Source organism: Pelagirhabdus alkalitolerans (assembly GCF_900096905.1).
Classification (GTDB): Bacteria; Bacillota; Bacilli; order Bacillales; family Amphibacillaceae; genus Pelagirhabdus; species Pelagirhabdus alkalitolerans.
This window is the reverse complement of record NZ_FMYI01000003.1, coordinates 121433-145561: the sequence shown is the minus strand read 5'-3', so window position 1 is coordinate 145561 and position 24129 is coordinate 121433. Positions and strand designations below refer to the sequence as shown.

At 36.4% G+C, this 24129-nt stretch carries 19 protein-coding genes, 1 riboswitch and 1 other annotated feature; of the genes, 1 reads left to right on the top strand and 18 read right to left on the bottom strand.

What is annotated here, in order from left to right:
* Window positions 1-143 precede the first annotated feature (143 nt).
* The 15 genes from BLR62_RS05255 to BLR62_RS05180 all read right to left on the bottom strand — a co-directional run bounded on the left by BLR62_RS05255 (window position 144) and on the right by BLR62_RS05180 (window position 18863).
* A complete protein-coding gene (locus BLR62_RS05255) occupies window positions 144-926 on the bottom strand; it encodes an SPOR domain-containing protein (RefSeq protein WP_090794161.1) in 783 nt (260 codons plus the stop codon).
* A 164-nt stretch (window positions 927-1090) separates the two neighbouring features.
* Complete coding sequence (locus BLR62_RS05250; protein WP_090794158.1) at window positions 1091-2110, bottom strand: hypothetical protein; 1020 nt, start codon at window positions 2108-2110, stop codon at window positions 1091-1093.
* Window positions 2067-2660 carry a PilN domain-containing protein gene (locus tag BLR62_RS05245; protein ID WP_090794156.1) on the bottom strand — a complete coding sequence of 198 codons (594 nt, stop codon included), beginning with the start codon at window positions 2658-2660 and terminating at the stop codon, window positions 2067-2069. The genes BLR62_RS05250 and BLR62_RS05245 overlap by 44 nt, the downstream gene beginning before the upstream one ends.
* A 6-nt stretch (window positions 2661-2666) precedes the next feature.
* Entirely contained in the window at window positions 2667-3674 is a 1008-nt protein-coding gene (gene pilM, locus BLR62_RS05240) for a type IV pilus biogenesis protein PilM (RefSeq protein WP_090794154.1), read from the bottom strand.
* 15 nt (window positions 3675-3689) lie between these two features.
* Window positions 3690-4430 (bottom strand): prepilin peptidase, encoded by a 741-nt coding sequence (locus tag BLR62_RS05235; protein WP_281241147.1) that lies wholly within the window; start codon window positions 4428-4430, stop codon window positions 3690-3692.
* 61 nt (window positions 4431-4491) lie between these two features.
* A complete protein-coding gene (locus BLR62_RS05230) occupies window positions 4492-6369 on the bottom strand; it encodes a type IV pilus modification PilV family protein (protein ID WP_176759218.1) in 1878 nt (625 codons plus the stop codon).
* Between the two features lie 17 nt (window positions 6370-6386).
* Window positions 6387-7985 (bottom strand): prepilin-type N-terminal cleavage/methylation domain-containing protein, encoded by a 1599-nt coding sequence (locus BLR62_RS05225; RefSeq protein WP_176759217.1) that lies wholly within the window; start codon window positions 7983-7985, stop codon window positions 6387-6389.
* Between the two features lie 24 nt (window positions 7986-8009).
* The gene (locus tag BLR62_RS05220) at window positions 8010-8462 is read right to left on the bottom strand and encodes a hypothetical protein (RefSeq protein WP_143008352.1); all 453 of its coding nucleotides are present in this window, start codon (window positions 8460-8462) and stop codon (window positions 8010-8012) included.
* A 150-nt stretch (window positions 8463-8612) separates the two neighbouring features.
* The gene (locus BLR62_RS05215; RefSeq protein WP_090794140.1) at window positions 8613-9014 is read right to left on the bottom strand and encodes a type II secretion system protein; all 402 of its coding nucleotides are present in this window, start codon (window positions 9012-9014) and stop codon (window positions 8613-8615) included.
* A 96-nt stretch (window positions 9015-9110) separates the two neighbouring features.
* Window positions 9111-10322, bottom strand: a complete 1212-nt coding sequence (locus BLR62_RS05210) for a type II secretion system F family protein (protein ID WP_090794137.1) — start codon at window positions 10320-10322, stop codon at window positions 9111-9113.
* 31 nt (window positions 10323-10353) lie between these two features.
* Window positions 10354-11403 (bottom strand): type IV pilus twitching motility protein PilT, encoded by a 1050-nt coding sequence (locus BLR62_RS05205; RefSeq protein ID WP_090794134.1) that lies wholly within the window; start codon window positions 11401-11403, stop codon window positions 10354-10356.
* Between the two features lie 9 nt (window positions 11404-11412).
* Window positions 11413-13092, bottom strand: coding sequence for a GspE/PulE family protein (locus BLR62_RS05200; protein WP_090794131.1), 1680 nt, complete (start codon window positions 13090-13092; stop codon window positions 11413-11415).
* 72 nt (window positions 13093-13164) lie between these two features.
* Window positions 13165-13248: riboswitch (cyclic di-GMP riboswitch) on the bottom strand.
* 137 nt (window positions 13249-13385) lie between these two features.
* On the bottom strand, window positions 13386-14654 hold the full coding sequence (locus BLR62_RS05195) for a bifunctional folylpolyglutamate synthase/dihydrofolate synthase (RefSeq protein WP_090794128.1): 1269 nt from the start codon (window positions 14652-14654) through the stop codon (window positions 13386-13388).
* Window positions 14655-14789: 135 nt separating this feature from the next.
* Window positions 14790-17435 (bottom strand): valine--tRNA ligase, encoded by a 2646-nt coding sequence (locus BLR62_RS05190; RefSeq protein ID WP_090794125.1) that lies wholly within the window; start codon window positions 17433-17435, stop codon window positions 14790-14792.
* 89 nt (window positions 17436-17524) lie between these two features.
* Window positions 17525-17754 (bottom strand) — a binding site (T-box leader).
* A 317-nt stretch (window positions 17755-18071) separates the two neighbouring features.
* The gene (locus BLR62_RS05180; RefSeq protein ID WP_090794120.1) at window positions 18072-18863 is read right to left on the bottom strand and encodes a LysM peptidoglycan-binding domain-containing protein; all 792 of its coding nucleotides are present in this window, start codon (window positions 18861-18863) and stop codon (window positions 18072-18074) included.
* 135 nt (window positions 18864-18998) lie between these two features.
* Between BLR62_RS05180 and BLR62_RS05175 the strand changes: the two genes are divergently transcribed.
* Entirely contained in the window at window positions 18999-19481 is a 483-nt protein-coding gene (locus BLR62_RS05175; protein ID WP_090794117.1) for a LiaI-LiaF-like domain-containing protein, read from the top strand.
* Window positions 19482-19722: 241 nt separating this feature from the next.
* Here the strand turns inward: BLR62_RS05175 and yihA are convergent, their stop codons facing one another.
* The 3 genes from yihA to clpX form a co-directional block, all read right to left on the bottom strand.
* Window positions 19723-20310, bottom strand: coding sequence for a ribosome biogenesis GTP-binding protein YihA/YsxC (gene yihA, locus BLR62_RS05170; protein WP_090794114.1), 588 nt, complete (start codon window positions 20308-20310; stop codon window positions 19723-19725).
* The gene (gene lon, locus BLR62_RS05165; protein ID WP_090794111.1) at window positions 20307-22640 is read right to left on the bottom strand and encodes an endopeptidase La; all 2334 of its coding nucleotides are present in this window, start codon (window positions 22638-22640) and stop codon (window positions 20307-20309) included. Before lon ends, yihA begins: the two co-directional genes overlap by 4 nt.
* Before the next feature lie 92 nt (window positions 22641-22732).
* Window positions 22733-24007, bottom strand: a complete 1275-nt coding sequence (gene clpX / locus BLR62_RS05160) for an ATP-dependent protease ATP-binding subunit ClpX (protein ID WP_090794108.1) — start codon at window positions 24005-24007, stop codon at window positions 22733-22735.
* Window positions 24008-24129: the final 122 nt, after the last annotated feature.

Below are 24129 nucleotides of genomic sequence, written 5' to 3'. Positions count from 1 at the left end.
TGTCACCTCCTTTCTTACGTTCTAGTTTAAATCAACTTGAGGTGCTTTCAACTTTCTGAAAGTGTTAAATAACACTTTTGAATAGATTTTTTTTGAGAATATATAGAGGATTATTCATATTCGTTCCGGATAATGAATGAATTTTATAATGAATCATCTAATAGAAATTGATGATAAGCATGCATGATATTTAAGCGAATAATTCCTTCGTCATCATATTCACTTAAAATGGATAACACTTGATCATAAAAACGTTGTAGCTTTTCATCTTCAAATTGGTGAGTTGGTTGAAATAAATTTGAGTCAGGTAGATCACTCAGTGAATGTTGAAATGGCCATTGATCCAGAAAACTCGTTATCCATTCCTCATCTTGACTTGAGAGTTGTTTCAATCCTGACGAAGATTCCCAATTTCTAACGTAAGTAGATGAATCGAAGTCAATTAAAGCTTCTTGAGCGTTTTTTGCCTCTTCTTTTGATGAATAAGCACTTAAAAACAATCGAAAACCTTCATCTGTTTCCCATTTAAGAGGATGATACCCTTTAGTTTGCCAATCGCTGACTCCTTCACTTGCAGATTCTTCTGTTTCAAATAAGCCAAGCTGAATAACGTATGCCGTTAACTTTGGAAGTGGCATTTCTTCCATTTGCTCATCCGGCTTTGGTTGATTTGCTGTTGCATCAGACTCAAAGGCTAAAGGGTCTTCTATCTCACGATTTAAAAAAATAAACATCGTCAAAAAGCCAAAAGCAAGTCCAATGACAATGGACATTGATATGACGACAATGATCCTTTTCGCTATAGATCGGCTTAACATGTGTGTACTCTTGCTTTCTTCTAAACTAGCAGCTTCAAAATTTTGAGTTGACTCATTTAACGTTTGATCAGGGCCAACATGATACGTTATTGTATATTTCCGCTCCATTTTTTCACCTCGTTATCGATCCGTCAGTTCACTTTATCATGAACAAGTGCAAAAAAAAGACGACCTTTGTCATCAAAGGCCGTTAAATTTCACCGAAAACTCAGCAATATATTACTCAATAAGTCTATTTTCATTGTAAAAAGCAAGTATCTAACATTGTTCCATCATTTATCTCGCAAATAAATAACAGAAGGAATATCAATCTCGCTTCCCTCATCTAAAATTTCGTTCTCATCGTATGCGTTCAATTCTCTTAAGAAAATGCCGTAATCTGGTTTTCCGTAATAGAGTAATGATAAATCCTCAAATGTTTCTCCTTCTTCAGCAACATGAACAACACTTTCGGAATGATCTGAACTTGTTTGATTACTTGACGGTGAAATTTTGCCTGCGTTGGTGGTATTATTATCTTCTGTCCCTGTAAAATCTTGAGATGATGATGTAGGCTGTGATGTGTTGTCTTCTAGTTGCTCTTCTGAATTTATATGCGCCCATAGTTCTCGATCTCTGTGAAAAATGTTTTGATTAATGACTCTCTCGTCATCCGGTTCCAGGATTTCTACAGGCCACTCATAGTCAAATTCTCTAGGTACACTGTAGAATTCAAGAGCGATGGTTCCAGAATATTGTTGATCCACAGACTCTTCTGTCATAATAAGACTTGTAATCTTAACCTTTTCTTCTTTTTTTTCTAATAAAGAAATTAAATCTTTAATAGAGTCATAATCTGAAACATAGTCAAACGTTATTTCTGTTCTATATAGCCCTTCTGAATATTCTTCTGCTATAGATGTTTCTGAAAAGTTTATTGATGGAACGGATAAATTAGTTTCATTAAAGGCAATGTCTTCTAATGTATTGATGAAAAACTCCTGTTTATTCGAAGGATAAAAAGACTCCTCCTGCTCTTCTAATTCGTTTTTCAGGCCATCATAATTTTCTTCTAATTGAGGAAGTTGATTTGCTGTCATACGCATTTGATCTAATTCTTCAGTTAACATTGTTGATTCTGATTGTTTATCATTAATTTCAGCAGAAAGCGGGAAGATTAAGAGCTCTAAATATATATACAACAGAGCAATAAGTAGTAAACTCCCTATTAAAATAATCTCTCTGAGGTTAAATTTTTCTTGCCACTTATTATTCCGAAAGTTCATTTCCTTCAGGTTCTTCAAGCTCTTCATGCTCTTCCCCTCCTTTAATCGTAAACTCTAAAGAAAATTCATAGTCCTCATCATCGTATGTAATAGATGGAACAAATAAATCTTCATACCTATCAAATCCACGTATGTTGTACTCTAAATTTGCGATAGCAACCCTTGATGCTCCAAATCCATTAATAGTAATGGTTCTGTTATTAACGCTAATCTGTTCAAATAGAATGTCATCACTTTTAGCTTGTGCTAAATCTGTCAGTAATTGTTCAGTCACAGCTTCACTTTCTCCCAACATACTAATGGCGTAATCTAGTTGCTCCGTCTCTGTTCTTAAGTCACTTAATTCCGATTGAAGTACACGAACATGATCAATATCTTCTTGGAGTGATGGATCGTTAACCTCTGTATTTAATTGTTCTACTTCGTCATTTAGCGATCGCAATTCATTTGACATATACCAAGGTATTGCAATAATAAAAACTAAAATTATAAAGAAACCGAGTGCGACCCATTCACCTTTACCACTCTTTTTTATCCTTGACGTTATAAACGGTCGAAAAAAATTAAAATCTCTCATCTTGCGTTACCTCCTCACAAGGGTAGAAATCGCATTTAAAAAATGATAAACATTATCTGTGTAGCTGTTGACACAATCAACTAAATCTATTTGCTTAACTGTTGTAACGTTTTCGTTAAGTTGCTCTGCTAAATCCTCAACAAATGACTGGTTTTCTGCTCCTCCACCATAAACCAGTACATAGTTAATAGCATTATGAGATGACCGACTTGTATAAAATTTAAAAATTCTTTCGATGTTACTGAGCGTATTTGCTCGTGATCGATCAAATTCTATTGCTTCAAGATCACTTTCATCAATATGCTTACTCATCAAATTATCGATGCTACGATTTAATTGCATCTTTCCTTTATCAAACAAACTAACATCTATATACTTTGCGCCTAAATCAATACATGCTACAGTTGATTTCAATGTTTCAATTGCTTCACCATTTATAACATTCATATAGGGCATCAATTTACTCAATCCATTAAACTGCGCGTCTAGAATCAAAGCGGAAAAACCAGCATCTTCTAAATAATCGTAATAATATTTTGCTTCATTTTTTTCTAATGCTGCAACCAACACTTTATACTTAGTGATGCTCTCCTCTTCAAATTCTTCCTGAATCGTATAATCAATGACGTATTGGTCTACAGAAACTGGTAAATATTCTTCTATTTCAAACGTAAGCATATCTAAAATTTTATCTTCAGTGACTTTCGGGATCACTATATCCCTTGTTATATAACGATCTCCACCTAAAACAAGCGCTATATTTTTTGTTTTTATACCATAATCATTTAAAACACTTTTTAATTCAATCATTAATTGTTTTCCATCAAAATATGGAGTGAATTCCTGACGATCTGTCACATCATCAGATTTAGGTGTTTCAAATTTAATCATCTCTTTTATTGTTACCTCTTTTTTAGTTTGCTCAGGTTTTAAATAATGTAATGAGCCAACCACTACTTTCGTGTATGCACTACCAATGTCTAAGACAATTACATCTTTATTTCGTTTAAACATAAATTAAAACACCTCTTAGCTTAAATTTGTATACCAATTAATAATATGTTCACCATAGATCAACATCACGAACGCAGCCAAACAAATAAATGGACCAAATGGAATAACATCTTTTCTGCTTTTAACTTTTAAAGCAACGAGTGCGATCGATAATACACCACCAATAGTAAATGAGAAGAAGATTAAACCAAGCGTATGAGTTAAACCAAAGTAATAGCCTAAAGCTCCCATTAATTTGATGTCACCTCCACCCATTGCTCCCTTTGTTATAATCGCAATAATTAAAAATAAACCTCCACCTAATAAGAGTCCATAAAAGCGGTCGAGCATGATTGTAATACTTATCTGATTAGACGCTAACTGAACAACACTTTCTGTTACAACCCAAATTAAAATCGTTGATGTGATTTTATTTGGGATAAGCAAATGGTCTAAATCGATAAACGTAACAACAATTAAAAGACTTGCTAATCCCAAGGCAAAAAAAGTTTCTAATTGAATCCCATAGACGCTTAAAATCAGTATATATATCAATCCATTTAACAACTCAATCAAAGAGTAACGAGGGGAAATTCTCACCCCGCACCCTTTGCAACGTCCCCTTAGAAATAGATAACTAAATAAGGGAATTAACTCTATGGGCGTAAGCTCTTTATGACACGTTTGACAATGGGATGGTGGATAAGCAATCGATTTATTTTTAGGCAAACGTAAAATCACAACGTTTAGAAACGAACCAATTATCAAACCAAACATCAACACAATACTATATACGAATATATTTTCCATTTTTTCTCCTTTACTTGTTTACCACTCATTAATCCACAATTAAAATATTACCACTATTAACCCTTAACACGTCCATACTATCAACTTTAATCACATCATAATCACCAAGGATTGAGTAGCTTGATAAATTATCTCTTCCATTCTCTCTAAAGACTATATAAACTGGGTATGAATTATCATTTATACCATTGATATCAATACCTTCTGCGTTATCATTAAATTCGATAGGAATATCAAATATGACAAGATCGTTAATTTCAATATTTAAATAGTGATTATTTCCAAGTGTTAATAGATTCATATTAGGAGAAAATAAAAATGAATTCGCTCTAATCGTTTCTCTGTTTCCATTCAAACTGGAATTACTTCTGTTCATTTCTATATCAAGTAATGGTCTTGAGCTACCTGTTATGTTACTAGAATTGCCTGCATAAAAACCATTATCACCGCCATCGATCCAATCATCTGGAAGATCTGGAACAACTTCTTCAAATGTTGCATTAAACAAGCTTGAAGAAAAATTACGGTCATACTTTCCAACAATTTCGCTGCTGAAGTCGGGTAAGTAATCTTCACTACTGTACGATTTAAAGCCTACATATTGCGGATCACTTATTGAGTTATGATCGACTTCATATGAATCACTGACTAAAGTAGTACCATCTGTCCTTTCGCCATTAATATTAATTGTGACATCTTGGTCTGAAAAAATAATAGTGGCGCCTGTTATAGACTCCCAGTCTATCTGTTCTTGATTTGGTTCACTATCGACAAAGTCTGAAAATCGACTATCTGACAACATATTCACTTCACTTACGGTTTCTGCATAATTACCATTAGATGTATTATCTAACCTGAGCGTATTGTTGGAAACATCCATTGTTAGCATCAAGCCTGAATTATTATCATCACTTATTGATATACCTATACCATGTTGCTCTAAGTCATTTTCTAGAGCCGATTCATCTAGTGAGAAATCAACTGATACTTTGAAAGAATTATTTTGATAGTCATCTGGAATAGGTATGCCGATCAATGCACCTTGTGGATCAACATTGTCTTCCCAATCGACATTTAAAGTGGGATGATCCGCATGTAATAAAATATCTTGATAGACACCATTTCTAAATATTTTAACATTATCAAAGTAAATATCTTCTATAAAATCTTGCCAATACTCACTTCCTGCTCTTCTGAGGATCGGAATCCGATCGTCGTGTGTAAATTGCCCCAACCTTCCAGCGAGCGTATAGGCTTCAGTTTGGAATTGATAGAAATAGTTCTCATTTAAATCATCACTTTTTAGTGAGTGTTCATATAATCCACTTGGTTCCTCTGTTGTTATTTCATCAATAATTTGAAAACCGCTTGAAAAATAAGGATTCGGATTGTCCTCATTCGATTGATACCATTTCGATGTGTTTGAAAAAACGGGCGGATTAGTAAATATATGATAATCTGCACGTAAATGGATACTATCATCAATCCATGGGAATACTTCTTTTGTTCTATCAGAATTTGAGTAAATGCCAACATCTAAATCAACATTAGGGGGATCTGGTTTTCCAAAGTCAACATTTGAAACAAATGTCTGAAATGATCGATTCCCTCGTATATTCTCGTTTAATGAGATAACAGGCACCTCTGCTTCGTAGTTAGAACCTTGAAATGCAGTGATTTCAACATCACTTGACTCAATATCACCTTCAACAAATTGATTTTTGGTATCGACAATTCTTTTCTCCATTTCTTCCTGATGAATAAACGTTTCTTCTGTTAGGTTTCGTCCTTCGCCGATTAGTGTGTAACCGTGACTGAATGCACTTGTGAATCCGATGATAACGATGCTTAAAATCGCGAGTGAAATAATAACTTCTACTAATGTAAATCCTTTTTGATTTTCCATGCTCTCACTCACATCCTTTAAGGTTCTAGTCTCGGACCACTGACTTGCCATAAATCTTCTACTATATATCCACTAATATCTTTAAAAACACCTTCCAAATCATTTGCATCCCTTGCAATAAATACACGATCATTATCTTTAAAATCGTTATTGATATCTGATTCATCAGAGCTAACCGCTATCCCAACAGATTGAGCTATATCTTTCACACTTCCCAAATCTTTTTCAATATCAGAAAAGCCAATGACAAACACATTATTATCTAACTCTAAATCTTGTGCACCTCCGGGTAAATTGTTTGCTTGTATTAAACGTTCACCTACAAGATCCACATATTCAGTTCCTTCTGGGTCTAGCTCATTGCCTTTCCCTATAGTATATCTTCCTAAATACGTACCAGGCAGTGTTTGTCTGCTTTCAGCATTCGATATCCAATTATTTTCAATATCATTAGAATCTAAAATAAAGTCTTGTTGGTAAAAATAACTGTATCCTGAAAACCATCCATATGTTCTTGAGACACGTGCACTTGCCATAGTAGTCTCACCATCAACTAAAATCACCATGTAATTACTTAATTCTTGATCCTCCTCTAGTCCATAAACATTTAAGTTATTATTAAAATCAAGGAGTTGATAGTATCCTCTTCTAATACCATCACCTGTATTGGTTCCGTCATTAGCTGAGATCTGGTTGACTAAGTTTTCCCACTCACTCTTATTCTCGTTCGTAAGAATTGAGAAACCTTCCAAATTTTCAGGGCTTGCTTTTGATAAATTATCGTGCGGAATATTAGCATTTCTATGAAAAGGGACTAAAGAAACATATGCATTTTCTTCTTCACTTAAGTCATCAATCATAAGGCTTAAGCTCTCTCTTAATATTCTAATTCTACTATGTTCTGATGGGTCACTACTCGCATCATCACCATCAATAGGGTTTCCATGTTCATCACCACTAACTTGCCAATTCATACTACCAGACGTATCTAAAACCATTGACATTGCCGCAACGGGACGTTTATCAATTTCAGGTGTTTCGTCTGTTCGGTATGCCAGTGCAACGGCTGATCCGTCTTGAGTACCATCTCCCCAATCAATTAATTGAAGTGCATTGATCGCGTCAATTGTTGTTTTGATATTAAAGGTTTGCTGAGTATTTTCATAACCATTTAAAAATAGTGTGAGTAAGTTATCTTCTTGCGGACCTGATTCTTTTTGAAAACGAAGATCCAAGTCTAAATCTTCTACAGGTAAAGTTAAATCAGTAGTCACATAGCCATCATCTTGATATTCATAATGGACTAAATGCGTTTTGTCAGGACTTAAACCAATATAGTTCCACGGTGCAACAACGCCATTAAGCTCACCTGATGGACTATATTCTGGCTGGAAATGTTCCTCAGTAACAGCAAAACCGACTGTAAAAAAACGCATGCGGTTGTTGATCGTTTCAATTGCATAGCGCATATTTGCTTGTTTTTCATATTCATTTGCTGAAAATGATTGTGAGCGAACCCCTAACCCAAGTATACTCCATATGATTGCAATCAACATGAAGCCAATTGCCATAGCCAATATAACTTCTAATAACGTATAGCCTTTTTGATCTTTCATGGGGGCACCTTCTTTCATATGCAATTACTGATTGCTCCAACGTGTATCATTATAATTGCTGGTATTAATAAATAGAGCTAAGTCTTGCTTTGCACCATTCGAACGTAGAGTGGACGTTGCATAAATTTTCACTTCACTATCTACGACTGAAACCTCTATTTCAATATCTGACATAGGATCATCTTCTGGTAAAGACAGTTCATCAGTTAATGATCCATCACTTGATTCATCAATAAAACGGTCAATCTGAAGATGATAACTTGGATCACTATCTTCTGTCATCAAAGCAGCATGCGCAATTTCTATACCTGAGCGCGCCATATAATAACCTCGTAAGTTATTTTCTTGCACAACCACTTGATTTGTGTTTGCTTCTGTTAATGTAAACATCGACACAAATAATACAGATAACACAACCATAACTAGTAAGACTAATGGTAAAACAAAGCCTCTTTCATTTTTTAAATATTCTTTCATTAGCATAGGTCACACCTACTTTTTTTAATATTAAAGCCTATTAACTTAAAACTAACACGATTTAATATTAAAAGGGTATCCCCCCCTAATGCAGGGGGAGATTGTTTCATCACTTAGTAAATACGATGTAAAAGAATGTCATCTTGTTTATTAATCCCAATCAGTAAACCCGGTTTCATCAGACCATTCTTTTGTTTCTCCATCGAAGGTTACAGTAATCGTAATACCATCACTTCCATCAACATTATATGACGGATCTTCATCTGTATCTTCATTATATTCACCATCAGAAATTAAATCATTAGTCTCTAAATCTGCAATATTTTCAGGCCAACTACCAGTATTTGCGAAATGCAACTGAGACACACTTACCAATGTCCGGTGGTTAGCTTCCGCTGCACTTTTTTCAGCTGCATCCGTTGTCGATGCAAAACGTGGTATCGCGATAGCGATTAGAATACCCAAAATAGCAATAACGACAATTAATTCAACTAACGTAAAACCTTTTTCATTTCTTTTGTTGTTTAAATGTTTACTAATAAATTTTAACATTTTAACTCCTCCTTATTTTTTCACTTAAGTAAAATGGCTCTATATTTATATGTTTTCATAATCTTCTAAAGCATCACCCCTTTCAAGGCAGTGTGTTTATATTGTTTGAATCATATCAAACATTGGCAGTAACATAGCTATGACAATAAAACCAATCAAGACAGCCATGACTAAGATAAGTAAAGGCTCAAGTAACTTCAATAATTGGTCAATAGCATCTTCTAGTTCACGGTCATAAAAATCGGCGCTTTTATCTAACATTTCTTCTAAGCTCCCTGATTCCTCACCAATTTCGGTCATGGAAACAATCATTGGCGGAAACAGTGGATAACGGCGCATTGCTTTGCCTAGTGATTCACCTTTTTCAACGTCCTGAGCCATGTTCATGACCTTTTCTTCTACAATGACATTCCCCGATACTTTTGCAGACATCTTCAGTGACTCAATTAGAGGAAGCCCACTTGCAATTAAAGACCCTAGTGTTCTGGTAAAGCGAGAGGTCACAATTTTAACCATTGAACTTTTGATTAAAGGTAGTCTAAATTTCATTTGATCGAAAGCGCGTCGCCCTTCTTTACTGTTTAAAACAGATCTCAAAACGAAAAATACTGCAATAGAGAAAAACAGAACGATGTACCAGTAATCGATTAGGCCATCACTTATTGTTAGTAAAAAGCGTGTCGGAAGTGGCAATGGTACGTCAGAACCTTCAAACATAGTTAAAAACGTCGGCATGACAACAATTAACATAAAGGTGACAACAACAATAGCAACAGCTGATAATACAATTGGATAAACCATTGCGCCTTTAATTTTTGACTCTATCTTACTTTCTTTTTCGTAGTGCGTTGAAAGTCTAGCCATCACATTTTCAAGATTACCACTCATCTCACCGGATTCTGTCATATCAACTAAAAGATTAGGGAAAATTCTAGGGTATTGTTTCATCGCTTGTGAAACGAGTGACCCTTTTTGCACCTCAGTTGATATACCTTTAAGAGCGATCCGTAATTTTTTATTTTCAGTTTGTTGATGCAGTATATCTAAAGATGAAGCAACAGCAACGCCTGCTTTAATCAACGTTGAAAACTGGTTACAAAAAATGGCTAAATCTTTAGGTTTAATATTTCCACCCAGTACCTTAATACTTTCAGTTGCCGTTTTCTTTACAACAGCTTCTTCAATCGATACTGGTTTATAACCTTTTTCTCTAAGTATTCTGACAGCATCTGCATGTTCGTTAGCTGTCAACACATCTTCGATTTCTGTGCCATCATTTGTGAACGCATGATAGTGAAATGTAGGCATATAACCCATCCTTTACAGGTTAAAATTTAAATTACATTTGTTTTTTTACATATTGCAAATCGTTTGCAAAACGATACAAGCTTTTATCTGAAATTTCGCCTTCTTGATAAAGTGAAATAAGCGACTTGTCCATTGTAACCATTCCATGTTGTGCGCCTGTTTGAAGAACAGATAAAATTTGATGCGTTTTACCTTCGCGAATTAAATTTCTTATCGCAGGTGTTGCGACCATCACTTCAAAAGCTGCACGTCTTCCTTTTGAGAACGCTCTTGGAATTAATTGCTGAGAAATAATACTTTCCAGTACACCAGCTAATTGAACCCTGATTTGCTGCTGTTGATAGGGTGGAAAGACATCAATAATTCGATCAATTGTTTTCGGTGCTCCCGTCGTGTGTAAAGTAGCCAGTACAAGATGTCCAGTTTCTGCTGCTGTAAGTGCTGTAGAAATGGTTTCTAAGTCACGCATCTCGCCAACTAAAATAACATCGGGGTCTTGTCTAAGGGAAGCTCTTAAGCTATTTCCGAAGCTTTGTGAATCCATTCCAATTTCTCTTTGATTGACTATACTATGATTGTGACTGTGTAAATATTCAATAGGATCTTCTAAAGTGATAATATGCTCTGTTCTTGTTTCATTTATATAATTGATTAGTGAAGCAAGCGTAGTACTTTTTCCACTTCCTGTTGGTCCCGTCACTAATATAAGACCACGCCTCTTATTGACTAATTGATGCATCACATCGGGTAGATGCAATTCATCCATCGATGGTATATGTATCGGGATGGTCCTTAATGCCATTGCATAGCTTCCGCGTTGTCTATAAGCATTTACTCGATAACGACTTACTCCAGGCACAGCATAGGAAAAGTCAATTTCACCATTAGCATTTAGAGTTTTAAATTGTTCTTCACTTAATAAGCTTTTGACAAGTTTCTCTGTATCTTCTGGTTTGAGTTTAGTTTCATTTAGTGGTGTCAAATCACCATCTTTTCTAATAATCGGGGGGGAACCTACTGTTAAGTGCAAATCAGATGCATCATTCTGCATAGCCGTCTTTAATAATTTTTCTACATCCATAGTAACCTCCTAGACATCTAAACTATAAGTAATCTTCATCATCTCTGTTATTGGTATTTTCCCTTCAAGTACTAGTTCTCGACAAGTCTCATATAATGTTTTCATACCTTCCGTAACAGACTGGTCTTTAATAACATCTATACTTGTTTGATTATTAATCATATCTCTAATCGACCTTGTAACAGGCATGACCTCGTGCACCGCTGTTCGTCCTAACGTGCCACTATAATCACACTTATTACAGCCCTTACCTTCATATATCTTTGTAGATAATTCAACATTTAATAATTTAGCATCAACATGACTAACTTCAGCTTCATTTTTACAGTACGGGCATACTTTTTTTACTAATCGCTGTGCAACAATGCCAACAACCGATGATGCAATAAGATAACGATCAATCCCCATGTTTAATAATCTATTAATCGTACTAGTCGTATCATTTGTATGTAATGTACTAAGTACGAGGTGACCCGTTATTGCAGCTCTTACAGCTATATTCACTGTCTCCACATCTCTGATTTCACCGATCATTATAATATCTGGGTCTTGCCTGAGTATGGATCTTAGTCCAGAAGCAAAAGTTAAATCAGCTTTCGGGTTAACTTGTACTTGAGTCACACCTTCTAAAGAATATTCAACAGGGTCTTCAACCGTAACAATATTTTTTTCTTCTTGATTTAAGTCATTTAGCACCGTGTAAAGTGTCGTTGATTTACCACTTCCAGTTGGTCCGGTGATCAACATGATCCCATTAGGATTCTTAGCAATCTCATTAAATAGATTTAAGTTATTCTCAGTGAAACCTAAGTCTTCTTTACTCATCATAAAACTGTTTCGATCAAGTAAACGAATAACGACTTTTTCACCAAAAACTGTAGGCAAAACAGAAATACGCATATCGACATCTCGATTGTTAATTGTTCGTTCAACCCGGCCATCTTGAGGTTTACGTCGTTCGGAAATATCCATCTTACCCATAATCTTAATTCTTGTCACAATAGCTGAGTGGGCATTTTTAGATGGTCGCATAATTTCTCTCAAATCGCCATCTATCCGAAAACGTATACGGATATAGCTCTCAAATGGTTCTATGTGAATATCACTCGCTTTACTTCTTACGGCTTGCGAAACAACAGAATCAATTAACCTTACAACGGGAGCATTATTAATATCGGCTAACGCTTCATCATCCAACTGGTCAAGATCTTCACTAGAAAACTCATCTTTAAAATCTTCAATTGCTTTTTTAGCATCGACAGCCCCATAATATTGATCTAGCGAATCAGAAATATCTTTTCTCGTCACAATAACAGGCTCAACAGATAAACCAGTTGCAATTTCAACATCCTCAATAGCATAAAGGTTTAAAGGATCGCTCATCGCTAATGTAATGGTATCTTCTTTACGTTTTATAGGTAATACTTGATGACGCTTAGCCAATGTCTCAGATATGAGCATTGGGATTTCCGGATCTATGAAATAGCGCTCAAGTTCTACATGTGGGATACTTAATTGAAATTCAAGTACTTCAATCAATTCTGACTCTGTAATAAAACGTTGCTCGATCAAAATTTCACCAAGTTTTTTACCTGAATCCTTCTGAATTTCTAATGCTCTACTTAATTGATCAGATGTGATCGCTCCTACTTCAATTAATAAATCGCCAAGCCTCTTTTTTAAACTCATATCAACCATCCCTTCATTAGATGTGCATTCATTTGTCAGAGAAACTATAATTATATAAAAAAAAAGCCAACTCAGATGGTTGGCCGGTTGCACTAATGGCTCATAATACCCCAAGTGCCCAAATAAAGGGTATTAATCATAGACTCCTAAAAATTAAATTCAAAACAAACAATGTTAATAGTAAAATAGTATGATCCACTTCTTATTTTTAAATTTATAACTTAAAAATCAAGTAATCGTATAGTGAATTTTTCTTAAGTACATTATATGATGATGTGATTAAAATGGCAACACTATATGTCCAAATTTATTTGAACTTTTCCAATAAAATCAAGTGACCCGACAACAAATGTGACATTTTGCATATCTTGATGTCGCATCACGTCATCAATCAATGCTTTCCAATCGTTATGTTTTTCCTTATTTACATGCTCTGAAAGGTTATATAGAACCTCCTCAGACGCCGCCCGTGGATGATCAAATGTCGTAAAGGTGATCGAATCCGCAAACGTATCGAGCTGCTGAACCATTTTCTTAATTGGCTTATCGGAAAAAGCAGCCATGATTACACTTTTAGTTGCATTTGGATACAAATGCTTCGCTGTTTCAATAAATGTTTGAATACTTGCTGCATTGTGTGCACCATCTAAAATAACTAAAGGCTTTCGACTTACCATGTCAAAGCGGCCAGCCAACCGTGCTTTAGCTAATCCTGCTTTTATGGCTTCTTTTTGAATATTTATAACACCAAGTTGCTTGGCGATCAAACAAGCTCGAATAGCTAAACTGGCATTATGAAGCTGAAACGAGCCTTTCATCCCTAATTCAAATTGAATATCTCGTGATTCATCTTGGTAACGATGCATCATTTCGTCACTTTCCACTTGGAAATCTTTATTAATTATATGCATGGAAGACTGTCGATCATGTGCGACCTGTGTAATAGTCTTGAGCGCTTCTTCTCCTACATTACCTACAATGACCGAGGTTCGCTTTTTAATAATGCCTGCTTTATGGGATGCAATCGATGTTAAATCATTACCTAAAAAGGCCGTGTGATCATAATCGATCGTCGTGATCACGGATAAAAATGGCTCAACACAGTTGGTTGCATCTTCTGTTCCGCCCATCCCGGTTTCAATAATAGACACGTCAGCTGATTCAGCCAAATATTGATAACTGATTGCTACAATGATTTCAAACGGACTCGGGGCGTTCTTTTCATGGTCAAGCTGATGAATTTCATCGATGATGTTATTGGCATATTGTAAATAGTCCGCATCTAGAACCGGTTTATCATTTACTCGCATCATCACTTGCCGATTAGTAAAACTCGGCGACATAAATGTACCGACTTGATAACCGGACTCTTGTAACATTTCTTTTATAAACGTTACTGTGGAGCCTTTTCCATTCGTGCCAGCCACATGAATCGCACGCATTCTTTTTTCCGGTGATCCGCATGCTTTTAACAAACGCTTCATCCGTGATAGGCCCGGTTTAATGCCGCCTAATTCACGATTATCTAAAAATAACTCAAATTGTTCTACATCTGTAAACATCTTGATCGTCTCCTTATGAACACTCTGCTTAAATTGTAGCTAAGTTGTCACGTAATGAAAAGCTTAAATATGACTTTCGACAATCAAATATAAAAAACTGCCTCATTCACCAAAAGAAATGAGGCAGTTTTACGATTAATTTTTTAGTTCTTCAATACGTGCTGCAACTTTATCACGTTTATCAATATAATCTTTTTGCTTTTGTTTCTCTTCTTCAACGACATGTTCAGGTGCTTTTTTGACAAACCCTTCGTTGCCCAACTTCTTATCCACACGCTCTACTTCTTTTGTTAATTTGGTTAGTTCTTGTTCCAACCTAGCAATTTCTTGGTCAATGTCGATTAATCCAGCTAAAGGCAAGTACAATTCTGCACCTGTCACAACTGATGACATTGATTTATCTGGTGCTTTCATATCTGTATCGATCACAAGCTCACTCGTATTACAGAAGCGTTCAATGTAATGCTTATTCGTACGCAATTGATCCTTGATCTCTGAATCGTTTGCCTGAATGTATAACACAATTTGTTTAGACATTGGTGTGTCCACCTCTGCACGAATATTACGCACAGATCGAATAATCGCTACGAGTTGTTTCATTTCAGATGATGCTTGTTGGTTCGTATACGACGCCTCTACTTTAGGCCACGCAGCTTGGGTAATTGATTCGCCCTCATGCGGGATAAATTGCCAAATTTCTTCTGTCACAAATGGCATCATTGGATGTAACATGCGAAGGATTTGATCCAGTACATGTACAAGTACAGAGCGTGTCGTCTGTTTTGCTTTTTCATCTTCTCCGTAGAGTGGTAATTTAGCCATCTCGATATACCAATCACAGAAATCATCCCAGATGAAATTGTAAAGATGGCGGCCCGCTTCACCGAAGTCGTACCTGTCTGTATGACGCGTCACTTGTTCAACCGTTTCATTTAAACGCGTTAAAATCCATTGATCAGCGACATTTTTCTCAGCTGATAAGTCAATATCCTCGACAGTCATGCCTTCAACATTCATTAGCACAAAACGGGATGCATTCCAAATTTTATTAATGAAGTTCCAAGTGGATTCGACCTTTTCCCATTGGAAACGCAAGTCTTGTCCAGGTGTTGAACCCGTTGCTAAGAAATAACGCAGGGAGTCTGCACCATATTTATCAATCACATCCATTGGATCGACACCATTACCTAACGATTTACTCATTTTCCGACCATCCGCATCTCTAACTAATCCGTGAATTAAGACGTCTTTAAATGGGCGTTCATCTGTAAACTGCTTCGATTGGAAGATCATACGTGCTACCCAGAAGAAGATAATATCATACCCAGTCACAAGTGCATCTGTTGGGAAATAACGTTTGAAATCTTCATCTTCCGTATTCGGCCAATTTAGCGTTGAAAATGGCCATAACGCAGATGAGAACCACGTATCTAACACATCTTCATCCTGAACCCAATTTTCAATATCTTCAGGCGCTTCTTTACCCACATACAATTCATTCGTCTCTTTATGATACCAAGCTGGAATACGGTGTCCCCACCACAATTGACGTGAAATACACCAATCACGAATGTTTTCCATCCAGCGTAAATACGTCCCTTCAAATCGTTCTGGAACAAAATTGACTTTGTCCTCATCTGATTGCTGCATGCCAAGTGCTTGATCAGCTAATGGCTGCATGTTTACAAACCATTGTGTTGATAAGTATGGTTCAACAACCGCACCACTTCGCTCTGAATGGCCAACAGAGTGTTCGTGTTCTTCAATTTTAAATAAGACACCTGAAGCTTGTAAGTCTTCAACAATGGCTTTTCGACATTCAAATCGATCCATTCCCGCATATTTACCTGCACGTTCGTTCATCGTTCCATCTTCATGCATCACTAAAACACGTTCTAAATCATGACGATTTCCTATTTCAAAGTCATTCGGGTCATGTGCAGGCGTAATCTTAACAGCACCTGAACCAAATTCCATATCGACATAGTCATCGGCTACGATTTCGATTTCGCGTCCAATAATCGGTAAGACCACTGTTTCACCGATCAAGTCTTGATAACGTTCATCTTTAGGGTTAACCGCTACAGCCGTATCCCCGAGCATCGTCTCTGGTCGTGTTGTCGCAATTTCAATTGATGTATCTTTCCCTTTAATCGGGTACTTCATATGATAAAAGTGACCTGTTACATCTTCATGAATCACTTCAATATCCGATAATGCCGTTTGAGTTGCTGGATCCCAGTTAATAATATACTCGCCTCGATAAATCAAACCATCTTCATATAGTTTGACGAAGACCTCATTAACAGCTTCAGACAAGCCATCATCCAATGTGAATCGCTCACGTGAATAATCAAGTCCGAGCCCCATCTTTTCCCACTGCTCTCGAATCGTTTCCGCATAAGATTCTTTCCAATCCCATGCCTTTTCTAAGAATTGCTCGCGCCCTAAATCATAACGACTTTGACCTTCTTCTTTTAATTTCGCTTCGACTTTCGCCTGTGTAGCAATCCCAGCATGATCCATGCCTGGTAAATATAAAACATCATACCCTTGCATCCGTTTCATACGTGTAATAATGTCTTGTAGAGTCGTATCCCATGCATGACCAATGTGTAACTTACCCGTTACGTTAGGAGGTGGAATCACCACTGTAAAGGGATCTTTGTCTGATTGATTTTGTGCTTCAAAAAATTGACCATCGACCCAATATTGATAACGACCTTTTTCAACGGCTGTCGAATCATATTTTGGGGGTAAATTATGTGTGTTCTCTGTCATTGTTTAGTTCCTCCTTTATGGTGATAAATGCTTCATCTATCATAAGTTGATTTTTTAACCAATAAAAAAACCCTATTAATCCTTTAATTATAAAGGACGAATAGAGTAACCATTCCGTGGTACCACCTTTGTTTATAGCAAATGCTATACACTTTATCAATGTGATAACGACATTAACCGATTTAACCTACTAAACGATTCTGGTTCAGTTAAATGACATCCTAGGCTACGTTCTGTCATGAGGGACTTAGAAACTTCTCAGCTACCGTTTCCTCTCTAAAAGTATCATGAACATACTCTTCCTATTCAACGTCATACGATATTCATACTCTTAACAGTTATTTTATCGAAAGTGGTACATAAAAGTCAACAAAGATTTCGATTCCTCACCCATCATACTGAACCATCCTTGCATAAACTATAAAAAAAGAGTCATTTTGGAGGTGAGTTTATGAGTCGTTGTTATCGGTATCGATTACCCCCATGGTGTTTAAAATGCCTTTGTGTACTCGAAACGTGTTTGTTACCCATTTGTATCTTTCAACTTATTCGCACGCTAATCTTCCCAACATCGCTTGATGTGCTTTTATTATTTTTATTGGTGTCGGTCTATGTTTCATTTTATATGAAATGGATTTAATTAATAGGGATATAAATCATCTGTCCTTCATAAATAGATGGGGTTTCAAGTTGGTTTAAGCGTTGTAGTTTAGATAAACTGACTTGATATTTTTCAGCAATCCCTTCAAGTGACTGTTCAGCCTGCACTTTATACACTTTAATTTTGCTCTTAGGATGTCGGTCTTCTTCATCATCACTAAATAAATAATCTACAATCGAAAGCTCACCTTTAAGCTCATCACGTTCATTACCTGATGATGGTTCTATTTCTTCTACAACCTCTTCATCATCAGTTCGATCAGAAATGGGGTCTTCGATCACTTCTTGTTTTTCTTCATTTACCGGCTCTTGACGATACGTGTCTTGTTTTTGGTCTGCCTCTTTCAATCCGTTTATATGAATCGATGCCTCTAAATCAAAACGATAAGGATCATAGATGCGATAATCAAAATGCTCAATATTGACTGATAACTCATCGACACACTGAACATCGTCATGAGATAATTGAATGTCTACAGGAAAGGTGTGTAAAAATTCGCAAATCCCATCTTGATCTTTTGTTACTTTTTGCACAGACCGACCATATTGCCGCTTCATCTGTTTTCCATCTGGATTCAACTCTTCATAGGGCAAATATTCACCTGTCAGATCAATCATACCTGACACTTGAATGTAGTCCGGTAAATTTTCGATATTTACATTAGGGTCGATCCCAATCCCTAGTACGTCACCTATCCCCTCATACTCATAAAAAATTAATGATTCCTTCAGTTGAATTTGATATGTCGGTTGACTATCATTTGACATGCTAGATTCTCCTTTCAAACAATTAATCGTTTACTATTAGTTATATGTTTAAAAGGATTGAGTATGTTTATTATGAAATTCAGATAAGGTTTGATACAATAAACATTAGTTTTATTGATACGAGGGAGTGACACAATGCGTAAACAAAACCAATTAAGCGCTTATGTATTAATTGCAATTGGCGTTTATTTTTTATTAGAACAATGGCAATTACCTATTATTAATCAGTTTGCAACGTGGCAAGGCTTATTAACAGTCATTGGCATTAGCTTACTCATCCACGCATATATTAACCGTGATTTTGATAAATTGTTTCCAGGCGTCATTTTAGTCGGACTTGGTATTCATTTTTTACTGCTCTCTACTTATCCTAATTGGATCGAGCATTGGAGTGTTTACATTGCCATTATTGGCATTGCTTTTTTAGTGCGTTATCAAAAAACAAAATCAGGGCTTTATTTAGGCTTAATCTTTACATTCTTCGGTTTATTCATGATCTTATCCATGACACACTCACCATTTGCGGAATGGATCAATCAATTAAGCCACTATGTAGAAGATTATTGGCCGTTTGGCTTCATTATATTTGGCGTATACTTATTAGTAAAAAAGAAATAGCTCAAGTTGAGCTATTTCTTTTTTGAATTATAAATATTAGAATCAATAACGTACGCCGCTGTTAAGATACTGTAATGTGTGATCGACCACTCGCTTGCCGCGGGCACGACTTCAGCTCGCGGTCTTCCAGCAGGCGTCTCGCTGTCATCACACGCATTTTTAAAACTGCTGTGATCTATAAAGATTAAGTGTAGTTTACCTCAAACATTTGTCTAAGAAGCTGATTTTTCCCCCGTCTATTTTATAAGTCTAAATAGGATTCAATAAGATGCCAAGCCTCTTCTTTACCTTGACTTGTTTCACTTGAGAACGGAATAATCGTATCACTCATCTCAATGTTTAACGTCTCAGTGATCAATTTTAACTGTTTCGGCACTTCATTTTTTTTCAACTTATCGAGCTTCGTCGCAATAACAATAACCGGTATTTCGTGATGTTTTAAGAAGTTATACATCAACACATCATCTTTAGAAGGTTTATGGCGACTATCGATGATTAAAATAGCAGCTTTTAAATTTTCACGTTCAGTAAAGTACGTCTCAATCATACGCCCCCAAGCTTCGCGTTCTGATTTTGATACTTTAGCATAACCGTAACCAGGTACATCGACAAAATGAAATAACTGATTGATTTTATAAAAATTTAACGTTTGTGTCTTTCCAGGTTTCTGAGACGTACGTGCTAAATTTTTTCGATTAATTAGTCGATTAATAAACGATGATTTACCAACGTTAGATCTTCCTGCTAAAGCTATTTCAGGCAAACCTTCCGCTGGATATTGTTTAGGTGCAACTGCACTGATTGTAATATCTGACTCTGTTACCTTCATGATTTCTCCTCCTTTACAAGCGCCCAATCTAATACCTCATCAAGATGACTGACTGGTATAAATTGAATCGACTCCTTTATACTCTCAGGAATATCTTCAAGATCCTTTTTGTTCTCTTCAGGCATGATAACCGTTGTTAAACCTGCTCGGTGCGCACTTAAACTTTTCTCTTTTAATCCACCAATAGGTAAGACACGACCACGCAACGTGATTTCTCCTGTCATCCCAACTTCTTTTTTAACAGCGCGATTTGTTAAGTGCGACACAAGAGCTGTCGCGATTGTAATCCCTGCAGATGGACCGTCTTTTGGCGTTGCGCCTTCAGGAACGTGGATATGAATATCGTTTTTCTGATGAAACATGGGATCGATATCTAATTCATCTACACGTGTTCTGATATAACTTAGAGCAGCTTGAGCTGATTCTTTCATTACATCTCCCAGTTTACCCGTTAAAGACAATTTACCTTTACCTGGAACCACACTGACTTCAATAGACAATGTATCCCCGCCAGCTGATGTGTATGCTAGTCCTGTTGCTGTCGCGATTTGATCTTCTTTTTCCATCATGCCGTAACGATATAGCGGCTTACCAAGTACTTCTTCCAATCTTTTCACCGTCACAACTAAACGCTTTTTCTCATTCGATACATAAAGCTTAGCTGCTTTTCGGCATAACGATGCTAATTGGCGTTCTAATTGACGAACACCTGCCTCTTTTGTATATCGACGAATAAGTTTTAAGAGCGCTTCATCTCTTAGTTGGATTTGTGATTTCTTCAACCCATGATCGTCTAATTGCTTTGGTAGTAAGTGTTCTTTTGCTATATGTTGTTTTTCTAGTTCTGTATAGCCTGGAATTTGAATCAATTCCATCCGGTCGAGCAATGGACGTGGAATGGTCTGTAATTGATTCGCTGTAGCGATAAACATCACTTGACTTAAATCATAAGGTTCTTCAATAAAGTGATCACTAAACTGATGATTTTGTTCAGGGTCTAACACTTCTAACATCGCAGAAGCAGGATCTCCCCTGAAGTCATTTGCCATTTTGTCAAGCTCATCTAGCAGCATAACAGGATTCATCGTTTCAGCTTTTTTCATTCCTTGCATAATTCGACCTGGCATCGCACCTACATATGTGCGGCGGTGTCCTCTTATTTCTGCTTCATCACGCACGCCACCTAGAGACATACGTACATAGCGTCTATTAACGGCTCTAGCTATTGACTTAGCTAAAGATGTCTTACCCACTCCTGGAGGACCCACAAGACATAGGATGGGACTTTTTGAGCTATTCGTTAGCTTTTGAACAGCTAAGTGTTCCAAAATACGTGTCTTAACTTTCTCTAGACCATAATGATCGGCGTTTAAAATCGCTTCTGCATGCTCTATATCTAAAATATCTTCTGTTTGATTCGACCACGGCAAGGCAACTAACCACTCTAAATAATTTCGAATGATCGAGCTTTCTGCTGCTGTTTGAGGAATCTTCTCAAAGCGGTTTAGTTCCTTGTAGCTAACAGCAAGCATGTGTTCTGGCATATCACTATTTTCAATTTTTTCTTGAAGGTCTGAGACGTCTTTTGTTTTCCCTTCTTTGTCTCCTAATTCTTTTTGAATCGCCTTCATTTGTTCTCTTAAATAATATTCCTTTTGTGATTGTTCAATCGATTGTTTAACACGTTTGCCAATCTTCTGTTCCAACTTTAACACTTCTTGTTCATTGGAAATCAGCTCAATTAATTGCTCAGCTCTCTCTTCCACTTGATCCATTTCTAAAAGAGATTGCTTTATTGATAACTTAACGGGCAAGTGTGAACTAATCACATCACTCAAGTGCGATAGATCCTGAATATCAAGAACACTTTCATATGTTTCTTTTGATAATTTGTTCGATAAATCAACATACTTCTTAAATTGACGTAACAATGTACGGATCAATGCAGCTTGTTTTGTCTCGTCCTCGATATCTGTTTCTTCAAACAATTGAACACGAACTGATAAATAATCTGTTTCCTCTTCTTGTTGAATGATTTCAGCTCTCTTTTGACCTTCAATTAACACACGAAATGTTCCGTTTGGTAATTTTAACATTTGTTTAACATACGCAATGGTTCCTGTTTGATAAAGGTCATCAAATGACGGTTCTTTTTCACTACTCTTTTTCTGTGCTGCCAACATAATATGTCTGTCTTGAATCATTGCTTTTTCTAATGCTTCTACTGACTGTTTACGTCCAACATCAAGATGCATAACGACTGTCGGATAAACAACGAGGCCTCTTAAAGGAAGAAGCGGTAATGTTTGTTCTTTTTTTAATTCGCCCATAAATGGATCCTCCTAATCATAAACGCATGTCTCTATTTATCGAATAGAAAATCCCTTGCTGTGACAACAAGGGATTTTCTCAAAAATCTTAATTAAGCACTTTCTTTCGGTTCTTCATTTTCATCAATAACAGAACCATCTTCAAGTAACAGTTTCGGGCGACTCTTATCGCTTTCTACTGTTTCTTTTGTAATGATGCATTTATGAATATCCTCTCGCGATGGTAATTCATACATAACATCTAACATGATCCCTTCTAAAATTGAACGAAGACCACGTGCACCTGTGTTACGCTCCATTGCTTTTTGAGCAATCGCTTCAAGAGAACCTTCTTCAAATTCCAATTCAACATTGTCAATTTGGAATAAGCGTTTGTATTGTTTGACGAGCGCATTTTTTGGTTGTGTTAAAATCTCAACTAATGCATCTTCATCGAGTGGCGCCAAGCTACCGATAATCGGTAGACGACCGATAAACTCAGGGATTAAACCAAATTTCAATAGATCTTCTGGTAAGACTTTTTGCATGAGTTGTGCTTTATCTAAATTATCTGATTCAGACTCTGCCCCAAATCCAATGATATTCTTACCTAGACGACTCTTAACAATTTGGTCAATACCATCAAATGCTCCACCTACAATAAATAAGATATTTGTCGTGTCGATTTGAATGAATTCTTGGTGCGGATGCTTACGCCCACCTTGTGGGGGAACACTTGCTGTTGTTCCTTCTAAGATCTTAAGCAACGCTTGTTGAACACCTTCACCAGAAACATCACGTGTGATCGACGTGTTTTCTGATTTTCGAGCGACCTTATCAATTTCATCAATGTAGATAATACCTTTTTCAGCTTTTTCTACATCGTAATCTGAAGCTTGTAACAATTTAAGCAAAATGTTTTCAACATCTTCCCCTACATAGCCTGCTTCAGTTAGTGAGGTTGCATCTGCAATAGCAAATGGAACTTGTAAAATTCTTGCCATTGTTTGAGCAAGTAATGTTTTACCGCTACCTGTTGGACCGATCATCGCGATATTACTTTTCGCTAATTCAACATCGTCTGATCCTTTAGGTGCGTTAATTCTCTTATAATGATTGTAAACAGCAACGGATAAGTTTTTCTTAGCCTGTTCTTGACCAATCACATAATCATCTAAAATATGACGGATTTCCTGTGGTTTTGGTACATCTTTAAATTCAACTTCCTCTTCTGTACCTAGTTCTTCTTCTACGATTTCTGCACATAGCTCAATACATTCATCACATATATATACGCCAGGCCCAGCAACTAATTTACGAACCTGTTCTTGATCTTTTCCACAAAATGAACATTTAAGTTGCCCTTTTTCTTCGTTAAACTTATGCATGATATTCACCTCTCTGTAACTAATATAACCCTTTCGAACTCAACACTTTTTAAAAAATAACACATTAAAACGCTTAAACGCAATGAATACCTCTTACTACTTACTCATCATATCAAATAATG